General features: G+C 59.9%; 11 protein-coding genes. 1 reads left to right on the forward strand and 10 read right to left on the reverse strand.

Translation table 11 applies throughout. From position 1 onward, the window contains the following. Positions 1 to 855 precede the first annotated feature (855 nt). On the forward strand, positions 856 to 2,439 hold the full coding sequence (pckA, locus tag AC6H1L_RS19805) for a phosphoenolpyruvate carboxykinase (ATP) (RefSeq protein WP_497599178.1): 1,584 nt from the start codon (positions 856 to 858) through the stop codon (positions 2,437 to 2,439). Between the two features lie 189 nt (positions 2,440 to 2,628). Here pckA and murD read toward each other — a convergent pair whose 3' ends face one another. The 10 genes from murD to AC6H1L_RS19855 all read right to left on the reverse strand — a co-directional run bounded on the left by murD (position 2,629) and on the right by AC6H1L_RS19855 (position 13,875). Beyond that, positions 2,629 to 4,017 carry a UDP-N-acetylmuramoyl-L-alanine--D-glutamate ligase gene (gene murD / locus AC6H1L_RS19810; protein ID WP_497599179.1) on the reverse strand — a complete coding sequence of 463 codons (1,389 nt, stop codon included), beginning with the start codon at positions 4,015 to 4,017 and terminating at the stop codon, positions 2,629 to 2,631. Positions 4,018 to 4,164: 147 nt separating this feature from the next. Beyond that, positions 4,165 to 5,526, reverse strand: a complete 1,362-nt coding sequence (locus AC6H1L_RS19815; RefSeq protein WP_497599180.1) for a sensor protein KdpD — start codon at positions 5,524 to 5,526, stop codon at positions 4,165 to 4,167. Positions 5,527 to 5,605: 79 nt separating this feature from the next. Continuing rightward, positions 5,606 to 6,226 (reverse strand): potassium-transporting ATPase subunit KdpC, encoded by a 621-nt coding sequence (gene kdpC / locus AC6H1L_RS19820; protein ID WP_497599181.1) that lies wholly within the window; start codon positions 6,224 to 6,226, stop codon positions 5,606 to 5,608. A 27-nt stretch (positions 6,227 to 6,253) separates the two neighbouring features. Continuing rightward, positions 6,254 to 8,470, reverse strand: a complete 2,217-nt coding sequence (gene kdpB / locus AC6H1L_RS19825; protein WP_497599182.1) for a potassium-transporting ATPase subunit KdpB — start codon at positions 8,468 to 8,470, stop codon at positions 6,254 to 6,256. A 3-nt stretch (positions 8,471 to 8,473) separates the two neighbouring features. Beyond that, positions 8,474 to 10,210 (reverse strand): potassium-transporting ATPase subunit KdpA, encoded by a 1,737-nt coding sequence (gene kdpA, locus AC6H1L_RS19830; RefSeq protein ID WP_497599183.1) that lies wholly within the window; start codon positions 10,208 to 10,210, stop codon positions 8,474 to 8,476. A 27-nt stretch (positions 10,211 to 10,237) separates the two neighbouring features. Continuing rightward, on the reverse strand, positions 10,238 to 10,333 hold the full coding sequence (locus AC6H1L_RS19835; protein ID WP_297159576.1) for a potassium-transporting ATPase subunit F: 96 nt from the start codon (positions 10,331 to 10,333) through the stop codon (positions 10,238 to 10,240). A 110-nt stretch (positions 10,334 to 10,443) separates the two neighbouring features. Beyond that, complete coding sequence (locus AC6H1L_RS19840) at positions 10,444 to 10,914, reverse strand: hypothetical protein (protein WP_497599184.1); 471 nt, start codon at positions 10,912 to 10,914, stop codon at positions 10,444 to 10,446. Positions 10,915 to 11,010: 96 nt separating this feature from the next. After that, on the reverse strand, positions 11,011 to 11,502 hold the full coding sequence (locus AC6H1L_RS19845) for a hypothetical protein (RefSeq protein WP_497599185.1): 492 nt from the start codon (positions 11,500 to 11,502) through the stop codon (positions 11,011 to 11,013). Positions 11,503 to 11,686: 184 nt separating this feature from the next. Further along, a complete protein-coding gene (locus tag AC6H1L_RS19850; RefSeq protein ID WP_497599186.1) occupies positions 11,687 to 12,421 on the reverse strand; it encodes a response regulator transcription factor in 735 nt (244 codons plus the stop codon). Between the two features lie 371 nt (positions 12,422 to 12,792). Next, positions 12,793 to 13,875: a cobalamin-independent methionine synthase II family protein gene (locus AC6H1L_RS19855; protein ID WP_497599187.1), complete on the reverse strand. Its 1,083-nt coding sequence runs from the start codon at positions 13,873 to 13,875 to the stop codon at positions 12,793 to 12,795. Positions 13,876 to 14,031 lie beyond the last annotated feature (156 nt).

Consider the following 14,031-nt stretch of genomic DNA (forward strand, 5'->3'; position numbering starts at 1 on the left):
TGAGCGGGTAACCTGGGCGAGCAGCGCCCGTGACCTCGGGGCTGACGGCCTCCATGTTGGCAAGATAAAGCGGCAGGCGCGCTGTTAGATCGGGGGAATCACGACAGGGTAAGAGAGGGCCAATGCAAAGGCGCTGGTGTCTCCAGGTTGAGAGAATGTCCGAACAAGTTGGCTGGAGGAGGACGAGATCGCCAACAAGTATAGCAGAGGCTGGGAGGGTCTGCCAATCCGGGCCCCTCTTTCTCCCAGCTCCAGGCAGACCTTGATTGAGGTGGCAGCACTGACGGGCAGGGAAAGAGAGCGATTCGGGCATCCTCTGGCGAGGCAGCAACGCTGAAAGGCAGAAAGAGCGCTTCGATGAGTGGAAAGGCTTGCCTGTCTGCCAGGCTGGAGATGTACTTGAAGCCTGCCGACCCCGCCACATCGTGCAAGGAGGTTGGTGAGTGTCAGCGATCTATTCAAATTTTTTTGGCAATGAATAAGCAACAGTTTGGTGAACTATCTCAGCACCACGAGCTGAGTCTTTTCGCTTCCCTTGCCTGGCCGAAGGAGAGCATGATCCCAGCGCGCTGGGCCAGCGACCCTCTGGGTTGCTTTGTCCCGGTCAAGTTTGATAAACTAACGACCGGTAGGGGCATCAACGTTGCTGTGCGGACGCTCAAAGACGGATACGCACACGCTCGTATGCACAGCGCCGGGTAGACCTGAGCACTTGCTTGTCTTCACCTATTGTGCTCGTTGGATGCATTTATCGGGCTAAACCACTGATCTTTCTCGGTCTCCGCTCAGGAACCGGTGAAGCATACGGCGGGAGAACAAAGCCGTTGCCAACGTGCCCTAAAAGGAGAACACTCTATGACAATGATGATGAGCCGGAAGGCCCTGGAAGAGTATGGGCTGATGAACCTGGGCAAGATCCATTGGAATCTTGCCCCGGCCATCCTGGTTGAGCATGCACTAGCGCGCGGTGAAGGGGTGCTGGCCTCCAACGGCGCGCTTGCCACCAAGACCGCCCCACACACGGGGCGCTCTCCCAAAGATAAATACATTGTCTCGAACGAGGAGTCGGCTTCGCGCATCTGGTGGGGGGAAAATAACCACCCGATGACGCCGGAGCATTTTGAAATGGTGCGTCGCAGCCTGGCGGCCTATCTGCAGGGGCGCGACGTCTATGTCCTGGATGCCGCTGCCGGGGCTGATCCGGCTTACCGTATACCGCTGCAAGTCATTACCGAACTGGCCTGGCATAATCTCTTTGCTCGTCAGCTCTTCCTGCGTGTGAAGGACGAGGACCTGACCAGCGAGCGCCCGGGCTTTACGATTCTCTGTGTTCCCAATTTCCACACCGACCCTCGCACGCATGGCACCCGCTCGGAGACGGCTATCATCATCGACTTCGAGGAGCGCCTGATCCTGATCGCTGGTACCCACTACGCCGGAGAGATGAAAAAGGCAGTCTTCACGGTGCTCAATTTCATGTTGCCGGCGCAGGGCGTCCTGCCGATGCACTGCTCGGCCAATGTGGGAGAGAAGGGCGATGTGGCGCTCTTCTTCGGCCTCTCGGGCACTGGTAAGACCAGCCTCTCGGCTGATCCCACGCGCCGTCTGATCGGTGATGATGAACATGGCTGGGGCGATACGGGCATCTTCAATTTCGAGGGCGGCTGCTACGCAAAATGCATTAATCTTTCACGGGAGCATGAGCCGCAAATCTGGAACGCCATGCGCTTCGGCGCCATCTATGAGAATGTCGTCCTCGATGAGAAGACGCGTGAGCCTCGCTATGAGGATGCCTCGATCACAGAGAATACGCGTGCGGCCTACCCTGTCGACTTTATCGACAATGTGGTGTTAGAGGGCCGCGCCGGTCATCCCCAGGCCATTATCTTTCTGTCGGCGGATTCGTTCGGGGTGCTCCCTCCGATCGCGCGTTTGACAACCGAGCAGGCGATGTACTATTTCCTCTCCGGCTACACGAGTAAGCTGGCGGGGACGGAGTCGGGTGTGACGACGCCGCAGGCGACTTTCAGCCCGTGCTTCGGGGCGCCTTTCCTGCCGTTGCGCCCCGGCGAGTACGCCAATCTGCTGCGCGAGCGCATTGTTGCCCACAAGGTGCGTTGCTACCTGGTCAATACTGGCTGGACCGGGGGCCCCTACGGAGTGGGACGGCGCATCAATATCAACTATACGCGAGCGATGGTACGGGCGGCGATCAGTGGCGAGCTGGAGAGCGTGGAAACGGTCACTGATCCGATCTTTGGGCTGCATGTTCCTGTCGCCTGTCCCGGTGTGCCCGCCGAGTTGCTCAATCCACGCGCTACCTGGCCTGATCCCGAAGCTTATGATCGCCAGGCGGCAGAGCTGGCGGCACGATTTAAGGAGAATTTCAAGCAATTTACCCTGCCTGGTGAGGAAGTGCGCGCCGCCGGGCCGCGCTAATCCGCCTGGACCGCCAGGCGTCAAGCCAGCCAGGCTGCCTGGCAAGGCAATGAGAGCTGTCGTGAAGGGCCGCGCTACGAACAAGAATAGCGCGGCCCGCGCCGTTGGTATAGGGGAACAAAGTCGGGTCACGGCGTGGAGGCTGACCCTGCTGATTGGTCCCGCAGGCCAATCTGCCGAGCCGCGGTTTCAGCCCGTTGGAGGCTCCGCCCCCTTGCGTTGTTGAAGCGCTTGCACGTAGGCGATGAAGCGCCGCCCGCGCTCGAATTCGTTCTGAAACATGCCAAAGCTGGTGAAGCCGGGCGAGAGTAGAACGATGTCACCAGGGCGGGCCAGGGCCACGGCGGCATCAAGGGCCTCCTCAAAGCGCTCGAAGACGCCCTGCACGGGATTGGGGCGACCCTGTCTGTCGGCCTCGGCCTGCAGCGCCGGTAGCAGCTCCTCTGTGCCGGTGCCCTGGAGAAGGAGGACAGCCCGGCAGCGGGCTACAATCTGTGCTGGCCAGTCTTCAAGCGGCAAATGTTTGCTGTTGCCGCCGGCGATCAGGATGATGGGGGCGCTGAAGGCGGTCAGAGCCATGCGGCCCGCTACTGGGGTTGTGCTGGTCGTATCGTTGATATAGCGGACGCCATCAATCACGGCTACCTCCTGTAGTCTGTGCTCGACACCGCGGAACTGGCGCACGGTGGCCGCGATGATGTCGTCGGGGATCGCTAGCAAGCGGGCGACGGTAGTGGCCAGTAGAACATTTTCCAGGTTATGGCGCCCGGGTAAAGGGGTATCGCGAAAGATGAAAGGCTGCAGCTCGGTAGAGCCGCGGGCAAAGCTCCCGCCGCGTTCCAGGCTGGCGAACCAGGTCCGGCCTGGGGCCTCCTCGCCGAAACGGCGTGTCCAGGGATTATCGTAGTTGAAGACGGCCAGATCTTCAGGACGCTGATGGCGGAAAATGTTGGCTTTGGCCGCGCCGTATTCTTCCATGCTGGCGTAGGTGTCGAGGTGGTCGGGATAGAGATTAGTCATAACGGCCACTGAGGGGCTGATGCGGTGCTGCTCGAAGCCCTCCAGTTGCCAGCTTGACATTTCCAGGACGACAAGAGTTTCGGGGGTAATCTGGGGCAGGAGTGAGAGCGTTTCGACGCCGGCGACATTGCCGCCGATGACGACGGGCCTGCCGGCGGCGCGCAGAATCTCATAGATGAGGGTGGTAGTGGTGGTCTTGCCACGCGTACCGGTGATGCCGATGGTCCGACCCGGGCAGGCCAGCATGAAGAGTGCTAGCTCCATCTCGATCTGAGCACCGTGCGCGCGGGCGATCTGCAGGTAGGGCGAGTTACGCGGAATACCGGGATTGCGAATGACAATTTCGGCCCAGCGAAAATCTTCTTCGCGGTGCTCGCCAAGGATAAATTCGATGGGAAGGCCAGCCAAAGCGCGAATGCTGGGGGCCAGCACCTCGGCCGGCTTCTTATCGGTGACGCGCACAATGGCGCCTTGTTCAGCCGCATAGCGAGCAGCGGCCACGCCTGAACCCTGGAGGCCCAGCCCCATGACCAGAACACGTTTCCCACGTAGCTCCATCCGTCGATGGCTCCTCTCCTCTACGCTTCAGGTAGAGCGGCTTTCTCTTGTGAGTATATAGCTGGTTGTATAGCAGTCCGGGCGGCTGGCTGTCAAGTCCCTCTGCGGTGGGGCTGCGCCGGCTATTCTCCCAGCGAAGTGCAAAACCTAGACTTCTGCTTCAGTCTCGTTGCTCGGGCGGCGCGGCACCAGGTGAATATCGATGTCGGTACTCAGGCGCAGCAGGCGATTGACGAGCGAGCCGCGTAGCAGTTCCTCCCAGCGGCTGCGCCCTGGTAGTCCGAGCACAATCAGCGTCACACGGCGCTCGCGGGCGATGGTTACGAGGGCCTGCGCCACGTCTTTGCTGCGGACATGAAGCACCTCGGCCCCGAGGTCCTCTGCAAGCTGGGCGTGCTCTTCCAGGCGATGTCGGGCTGCAGCTTCTTCGGAGCGCAAACGGCGGCCATATTTAAGGAGGCGCACCAGGCGCGCCATCCAGGCGGCGTAGCCAGTAGGCTCGACCGAGACAGCGATCAGTTGGGCCTGGAGACCGTGCGCCAACCGCCAGGCATCGCGGATGACCTGGCGGCTGTGGGGACGGTGATCAAAGCCGACAAGGACACGCTCGCAGGCTGGCCAGAGTCTGCTAATCTTATGCGAGGCCATATATTGCTGAAGCTGGGCCTCGGTCTTTTCAGCGGTTCGCCGGAGAGCCAGCTCCCGCAAAGCTGTCAGATTTCCTTCACGGAAGAAGTTATTGAGAGCGGCGTCGATGCGTTCGCGCGGGTAGATGTTTCCATGCTTCATGCGCTGGCGTAGGGCGTGGGGCGAGATATCGATCAGTTCAACCTCATCGGCCTGATCAAGAATCCAGTCTGGCAGCGTCTCACGCACGCGCACGCCGGTAATCTGGGCCACGATATCATTGAGGCTCTCCAGATGCTGGATATTGAGGGTTGTCACCACGTCGATGCCTGCCTCCAGTAGCTCCAGCACATCCTGATAGCGCTTTTCATGCTTGGAGCCAGGAACGTTGGTATGTGCCAGCTCGTCGATCAGTGCGACCTGGGGACGGCGCGCTAGAATGGCCTCCAGATCCATTTCTTCGAGGGTCAAGCCGCGATAGACGATCTTTTTTCGAGGGACGATCTCAAGGTCGCCAATCTGCTCGGCGGTGCGCGGGCGCCCGTGGGTCTCAACATAGCCAATGACGACGTCAGTGCCGCGACTTTTGCGCCGGTGCCCCTCGTTGAGCATCGCATAGGTTTTGCCTGCGCCAGGAGCAGCGGCCAGGTAGATACGCAGGCGCCCGCGGCGACCTGTGGAGGAGCGCGGCGCACGGGCAGCCGAAGCCTGCTGTTCTGCTGGCCTCTGGTCTCCGCCGGGCCTGCTCGTTTCTCTCTCAGCCGACTGCTGCTGCTGGGCCAGATCCGCATCGCCCAGACCGTAGCGCTGCAGCAGCTCTTCCGGGGAAGGACGCCCATCGTCCTGCTGGCTGCCTGGTTTCCCTGACTTCCGCTCGCTCATGGTCCGCGGCTCCTCTTTCTTCTTCTGATTGTGGTTCTCTATTCGCTGCTCTTGCATTGATCGGTAAGGAGCAGCCTGCTCAGCGTTGAAGCGCGTCGAGGGCCAGATTGAGATCGAGAACGTTCACATGCGGCTCGCCGAAGATGCCCAGGAAGCGCCCTTGTACATGGCTCATCACCAATTGACGTACACTTTCCTGGCTCAGCCCGCGAGCCTTCGCTACCCGCGGCACCTGATAGAGGGCCGCAGCCACGGAAATGTCGGGATCAAGACCCGAGCCGGAGGCCGTCACCAGGTCAGCGGGCACCGGGCCTGGTGGCGCATCGGGGTTCTCCCGCCTCAGCTCAGCAATACGCTGCTGAACCGTCTGCACGAGGGTTTGGCTGGTAGGTCCCAGGTTGGAGGCACTGGAATTCTCGGCATTATAGGGCTGGGCCTGGCTACCGTTGTCGCTGAGCGTGGCCGAAGGACGCCCGTGGAAGTACTTAGGCGAGGTCCAATATTGGCCAATCAGCTCCGAACCGACCAAACGCCCATCGACGTAGCGCAAGCTGCCGTTAGCCTGATAGGGAAAGAGCAACTGCGCTAGAGCCGTGACCACGCCGGGATAGAGCAGGCCCAGCAGAATAGTCAAGAGCAGCGTCATGGCCAGTGCTGGGCGCAGATACTCCTGAAAGATCTTTTGAAAGAACATAGGCATAAGGCTCACTCTCTTCTCTGTCCATGCTTAGAGCGTCAAATGCAGCAGCGAGAGCGCAATATCGATCAGTTTGATGCCCACAAAGGGGGCTACAATACCACCCAGGCCGTAGATCAGCAAATTGCGTCGCAGCAAAGGCCCGGCACCGATAGGACGATACTTTACGCCGCGCAGAGCCAGCGGGATCAGCGCAATAATGATCAAGGCGTTGAAAATGACCGCGGAGAGTACCGCGCTGTGTGGCGTTGCCAGGCCCATGACGTTAAGTGCATTCAATTGGGGGTAGGTCGCCGAGAAAGCCGCCGGGATAATGGCGAAGTACTTGGCCACATCGTTGGCGATGCTGAAGGTAGTCAAAGCGCCGCGCGTGATCAGGAGCTGCTTACCGATCTCGACGATCTCGATCAACTTGGTCGGGTTCGAATCCAGATCGATCATATTGGCTGCTTCCTTAGCGGCCTGCGTGCCACTATTCATGGCCACGCCGACATCGGCCTGCGCCAGCGCTGGGGCATCGTTTGTACCATCGCCGGTCATCGCCACCATGCGCCCTCCGGCTTGCTGCTCACGGATCAGCTTCAGCTTGGTCTCTGGCGTAGCCTGCGCAAGGAAGTCATCGACACCGGCCTCGCGGGCGATGGCCGCTGCGGTCAGAGGGTTATCGCCCGTGATCATAATCGTGCGAATCCCCATGCGGCGCAATTGCTCGAAGCGCTCACGCATCCCGCCTTTGACGATATCCTTCAGCTCGATCACGCCCAGCACGCGGGCCTGTTCCTGATGATCTGGGCCAGCGCGCCAGGTTTCAGCGACCACCAGGGGGGTGCTTCCAGCGCGGGCAATCTCATCGACGGTGCGCTGCAGGAACGCATTGTTCACCGAAGAGCCGCCATGCTCCTGGACGTAGGCCATAATGGCATCGGCAGCCCCCTTGCGAATAGTACGCTGCGGTAGAAGGCTAGCCATGTTCTCAGCACTAAGACTGTCGCCCTGGCCATCGTGAGCGGCCAGAACATCCAGTCCACTCATGCGCGTCATAGCCGAGAACGGCACAAAGCGGCTGGCCTGCCCGGAAGCCTCCACTTCCTCACTGATGCCGAAACGCTCGCGGGCCAACGCCACAATCGAGCGCCCCTCGGGGGTCTCATCGGCCAGACTAGCGAGCAAGGCGGCTCGCGCCAGGGCTTGCTCTTCGATGCCGGGCATAGGGAGGAAGCGCGTTGCCTGGCGGTTGCCCAGCGTAATAGTGCCAGTCTTATCGAGCAGCAACACATCAACGTCGCCGGCAGCCTCCACGGCGCGCCCGCTCATGGCCAGGACATTGCGCTGCACCAAACGATCCATGCCAGCGATGCCGATGGCGGAGAGGAGGCCGCCAATCGTCGTTGGAATCAGGCAGACCAGCAGGGCGATCAGGGTCGTGATTGAGACGGGGCTGCCCGAGTAGATAGCGAACGGCTCCAGTGAGAGCACGACCAGAAGAAAGATGATCGTCAAGCTGGCGAGCAGCATATTGAGAGCAATTTCGTTGGGCGTCTTCTGACGTTGAGCCCCCTCGACCAGAGCAATCATGCGGTCGAGGAAGGTTTCGCCGGGATTGGCGCCGACGCGCACGATGATCCAGTCGGAGAGCACGCGCGTGCCACCGGTGACGGCGCTGCGGTCGCCGCCGCTCTCGCGAATGACAGGGGCCGACTCACCAGTAATGGCCGACTCATCGACTGCAGCCACGCCCTCCACCACCTCGCCGTCGCCAGGGATCACGTCGCCGGCCTCTACCAGCACATAATCGCCCTTGCGGAGGGAAGAAGCGGGAACCTCCTCCCAAGGGGCCGAGCGCTCGGGACGGCGCAGACGCTTAGCGGTCGTGGTCGTACGCGCCCGACGCAGAGTCTCGGCCTGGGCCTTGCCTCGTCCCTCGGCCATTGCCTCCGCGAAGTTCGCGAAAAGCACGGTGAACCAGAGCCAGAGACTGACGGCCAGCACAAAAAGCCTTTCATTATCTAAGCGCGTGGTGGAGAGCGCGGAGGTCGGCGCCGTCAGCAGCAGGCGCACAAACTCGATAGTGGTAATCAGGCTACCGACCTCCACCACGAACATAACAGGGTTTTTGATCTGCCAGCGCGGATCAAGCTTGCGGAATGCGTCCACCAAAGCGCGACGCACGATCTGCGGATCAAAAGAAGAGACGTTCCCCTTGCGTCGCGTCTTCCACGGCTGCACTTCCAGTGTATGGCTGCTCATCGGTCAAAAGGTCCTTCCTGCCAGCATCAGCAAATGTTCGACAATTGGTCCGAGGGCGTAGGCTGGGAAGTAGGTTAAAGCCCCCACGATCAGAATGACCCCTACCAGGAGCAGCACGAAAAGCGGCCCCGTGGTGGGGAAAGTGCCTGGCCCAGCAGGCACAACGCGCTTACCAACGAGTGAACCGCCAAAGGCCAGAATAGGAATCAGGAAGGCAAAGCGCCCGATCAACATGGCGAAAGCCCCCGTCCAATTGTAGAAAGGCGTATTGCCAGCCAGGCCAGCGAAAGCTGAGCCGTTGTTAGCATTCGAAGAGGTATACAAGTAGAGAATCTCCGAGAGGCCGTGCGGACCAGCGTTCGTTGTCAGCGAAGCCAGGCCCTGGGGCAACACACTAGCGATGGCGGCGAAGCCCAGGATAGTGGCCGGCCCCAGCAGGAGCGCCAGAGCGGCCATCATAACCTCTTTGCGCTCGATCTTCTTCCCCAGGTACTCCGGCGTGCGTCCCACCATCAGCCCGGCGATAAAGACCGTCAGGATGGCGAACATCAACATGCCATAGAGACCAGAGCCGACCCCGCCGAAGATCACTTCTCCCAAGGCCATGTTGGCCAGAGGTACCAGGCCGCCGAGCGGCGTGTAGCTATCAAGAAAGCTATTGACCGCTCCGCAGGAAGTGGCCGTAGTAGTGACCGTAAAGAGCACCGAATCCGTGATACCGAACCGGACTTCCTTGCCTTCCATATTGCCGCCTGGTTGGAAGGCCGAAGCTTGCTGGTTGACGCCGAGATGGGCCAACAGGGGGTTACCGCTCTGCTCGGCGGGCAGGGCCACTGCCAACCCCAGCACAAAGATAAGGGCAGAGGCCGCCCACAAGGCCCAGCCCTGGCGCGTATCGCCGACCATACGCCCAAACATATAGAACATGCCGGCGCCGATCCCGATAATGGCCAGCATCTCTATCAGATTAGTCAGCGCGTTCGGATTCTCATACGGATGCGCTGAGTTAGCATTGAAGAAGCCGCCGCCGTTGGTCCCCAGCACCTTAATGATCTCCTGGGAGGCCACCGGTCCTTGAGCAATAACCTGGGTACCGCCTTCCAGCGTATGTACCACCGTGTAGGCATTGAAATTCTGAACCACCCCCTGTGACACCAGGATCAGGGCGCCTACCAGGCAGATGGGGAGCAGGATATAGAGCGTAGCACGGGTCAGATCAACCCAGAAATTGCCGAGGTGCTCAGCGCTGCGCCGGGCCAGTGCGCGTACCAAAGCCACCGCTAAGGCCATCCCAGTGGCGGCCGAGACAAAGTTATGGTAAGCCAGGCCAGCCATCTGGGTCAGGTAGCTCATGGTCTGTTCACCGGCATAGTTCTGCCAATTCGTATTCGTCGTAAAGCTGGCCGCTGTATTAAAGGCAAGCTGAGGCTCAACCGGCCCCAGATGCTCAGGATTAAGAGGCAGCCATTGCTGCGTCCGCTCCAGCGCATAGAGCAGGAGCATGCCGGCCAGGTTAAAGAGCAGCATGGCAATAACATAGCCGGTCCAGCGCTGCTCACGCTCCGGATCAATGCCGCAGAGGCGGTAAAGGAAGCGCTCCAGTGGCACCAGAACCGGCGACAGCCAGGTGCGCTCTCCATTGAAAACCCTGGTCATGTAGAGGCCCAGCGGCTTCGTCAGGATCAGCACAAGAGCCAGGAAAAGGCCAATCTGAACAAGACTATTCAGCGTAACGGGCATCGAAAGTCATCCTCTACAGGTGGGATATCAGAACCATTCTGGCTTTAGCAGAGCAATCACCAGATAGATCAGAAGCAGCAGAGCCGTTAAGCCAGTCAGCAAGTACTCCAGCGGTGTATTCATAGAAGAGACCCTCCCTGGGCAAGGCGGCGCTGGCTCATAGACGCTCGCAGGCCAGCGTGAAGCCGATAAAGAGCAAGAAGGTCAGCAGCGTCACGAATACAATCACCGTGTCAAGCATAGCGCCATTCCTCCCATGTCAGGCCTGGCTCGGGAGCGGTCGCCGCCGGCTGGGTTGCCGCTGAAGACCAACGGGCGCAGGCCTGCGCAACCAGGCGCAACACAGCACCGAGTGGACAGATACGGGGCAAACAGGCCAGCGGGCGAAGCTCCCCGCCACGGCGCGACTGAAGCGGATTTAAAGACAACAGGATGACAGGAAGACAAGTATTACCTTGTTCATCGGTGTGCGGAGCCAACAGGCCACGGGCCCGGGCCTGGCGCAACAAGCCCCAGCCGGTGTCATCGCTCAGTGCCAAGTCGACGATCAGCACTGTCGGGGCCATAGCGGCAAGTTGCGCCAGAGCTGCCGCCGCTGAGCGAGACAGCGCTGTCTCATAGCCCTGAGCCTGCAGCGCTCGCTGAAGCAGCGAACCGAGCAGTGCATCACTGCTGACTATCAGGACAGAACCTTTTTTAGACATCTGCGCTTACCTCTCCACGATTGAAGCCAGCGCCTGGCGGTGGCCTGCGTTGTCGACCTGAGCTGAGGAGGCCTGTCTTGCCTGGCGCCTGGCATGCTAACGAGTGCCGCCGATATGGGTCGCAGGCCTGGGCCAGTGGACCCTCAGCCAATCCTGCAACCTTCGTCCAAGAGAGACATACTCGGCGCTCTCCGGCAAGTAAAACAGCATCAAAGGGACCAGGCGCTCACGCAGAAGCTGCTGAACCTGCGTGGCCGGTAACAAAGCATCACCGTGCGGACGACGGATCACAAGCACGCGGTCACAAGCAAACTCATGAGCAAAGCTCACAATGCTCTGCCCAATATCCTCGGTCAACAGCTCATAGGCGGTGCCCCTGACACCGTAGCGCTGACTCTTCCAGCGCACGACCTCCAGGAAATCCTGAGACTGTTGCCAATATTCAGCTCGCAGCTTACGCGTCTTTGGGCCTGGCAGCAAGGAGAGCGCAATCAAGCTCGCACCCTCCAAAGCAGCGAGACGCACAATGGCATCGATAGCCTGCACGTCAATCCCCCAACTGAAGGGAAGCAACCAACGTCGTGTCATCTTGAACCGTCCTTCTTGCGCAAGTGCCATCAGTGGCTGCGAGAAGCTTAGCGCGACTCTGCGCTGCCCGACTTCAGCGGCTCTCGGCCACAGTGTAACTCAAGCTTGCTCAAGATGCGTTCCGAGAGGGTGCCCTTTCGCTCAGACTTTCCTCCAAAAAAAGGAGCGACCGCTCAAGACACGCTCAAGAACGCCTGCAGTCAAACTTATCTGCTGCTTCAACCTCGTCGCTGAAGCGATAGCCGACGCCTGGGATCGTCAGGATCAAGCGCGGCTCACCTGGACAAGGCTCGATCTTTTGGCGGAGCTGCGCGACGTAGACATGGAGGCTATGCATACGATCGTGAGAGGCAGAACCCCAGAGCATATGTAGCAGCATCTGGCGCGTCAATAGCTTACCACGGTGCATCACGAAGATTCTCAGTAACTCGTACTCAGTTGGCGTCAGAGCAATATCGCGTCCCTTGAGCAAGACACGACGGCGGCCAAAATCGATCACAAGCGGCCCAATGTGGACCTGCTCCTCCGCAGAGCCGCCGCTTTGGCGTTCCAGACGGCGCAAGGCCACGCGAATACGCGCCAGGACCTCTGCGATGCCGAAGGGCTTGGCTACATAGTCATCGGCGCCCAGATCCAGCGCCTCTACCTTATCGTGCTCGCTATTCTTCACCGAGAGCACAATGATGGGCGTTGACGAAGCAGCGCGGATACGCCGACAGACCTCCAGGCCGCTGATATCGGGCAGCAGCAGGTCGAGCAGCACAAGGTCGGGATGGGCGCGAGCAAAAAGCGCTAGCGCCTCCTCACCACGGCCTGTGCTCAAGACGCGATAGCCATGAGCCAGCAGACTGCGCTCCAGGGCGCTAGCCAGTTCCGGTTCATCCTCAACCACCAGAATGGTCGCCCCAAAGGTTGCCATCGTAATCGCACCTCCTGTGGCAAAGCGGCAGAGCCATCCCTCTCCGCTCTGCACTCCCGACCGTGTCGGGTTTACCGGCCTATCTATCCTGTCCATCAAGGGCAGTATAGCCTGAGAACACTCAAGAAACAGACAGAGCTTCGTATCCTCCCTCTCAGGATTCCCTCAAAAAAAAGGGGCCTCTAGGAGGTCAGCAACGACTTGGTTCGGAGAAAAAGGTCCAGGCCGATGAGGAGAGGCAGATCATGAGAAGCCTGGGAGAGCGACGATGGACCAGGAGCAAAATGGCTTACCCGGCCTGGTCCACCGTCGCCTGGCCAGGAGAAGAGGAAAAAGTCAGAGGTGAGCGGGGGGTGCTGAAAGCGAAAGCCTTAGCCCCAGACTTCGCGCGCCACGCTCGCCACCAGCTCCAGCTTACGGCGCTGATCTTCGAGCGAAAGGCGATTCCCTTCAATGGTTGAAGCGAAACCACATTGCGGACTGAGTGCCAACCGTTCCAATGGAATATAGCGCGTCGCCTCCTCAATCCGCCGACGCAGCTCGTCGCGGCTCTCTAATTGCGGCTTCTTGGTTGTCACCAGGCCCAAGACCACAAAGCGGTCCTCTGGCATATGCCGCAGCGGCTCGAAGCCGCCTGAGCGCGCATCATCGTATTCCAGCAGAAAACGCTGAAAATGCGTCTTTTGGAAAATGCGAGCGATCGGCTCATAGTCGCCGCTGGCATAAAACTTGCTCTGATTATTCCCGCGACAGATATGGAGGCCGAAGGTGATTCCCGGGTGACCATCGATGATAGCGTTATCGAGCTCGATGCAGCGGTCGATCAGCTTCTCGGGATCATTGCCACGCTGACGATAGCCCTCGCGGATCTGCGGATCGAGCAGAGCGGCGTACTGAGGGGCATCGATCTGGATATAAGTGCAGCCCAGACGAATCAGCTCCTCAACTTCGCGGCGGGAGATATCGACGATATCGGCGAGATAGGCATCGAGTGTAGGATAAGCCCCCTTTGACTTCTCGGGATCGTAGTAAGCCGCTGCCTGCTGAGCACTAATCATCGTCACCTTGCCAGCGTGCTTCTTACGCGCGCGCAGATAGACCCACTCCTCGCTACACATGCTGCGGCGCCAGCGCAAGCGATTCACGACCACCGGGCGCCGCATCACCAGCTCCTCGCCGCTCTCATCACGGAAAGGAATGGCCCAGCCGCCGTACTTATCGAAGCCGTCGAGCGCCTCAATGAGGTGACCGAAGAAGGCATAGCGTCGCTGCTCTCCATCGGTAATCACCTCAATACCGGCCTCCTCCTGTAAGGCGATCGCCTCATCGACAGCGCGGTCCTCGATCGCCTTAAATTCTGCAGGGCTAATGCTTCCCTCCTCTAACTGCTGACGTGCCTGGTGGAGATAAGGGGGGCGGAGCAGACTGCCGATGACTTCGCTGTGGTAGACCATTGCGCTTCTCCTTCTTCTTGCACCTCTCGTTTCCTGGCCAACTCTTCCCGGCGGGCACGCCGTTGTGAGCGGGCGGAGACCGTGGCCTTGCTGACAAAGGACCAGACGGCGGAGGCTCCGTCTCGGCTCTTTCAAGTAGCCCAACAACGTCTCGCA

It is taken from the genome of Thermogemmatispora argillosa (assembly GCF_059696725.1).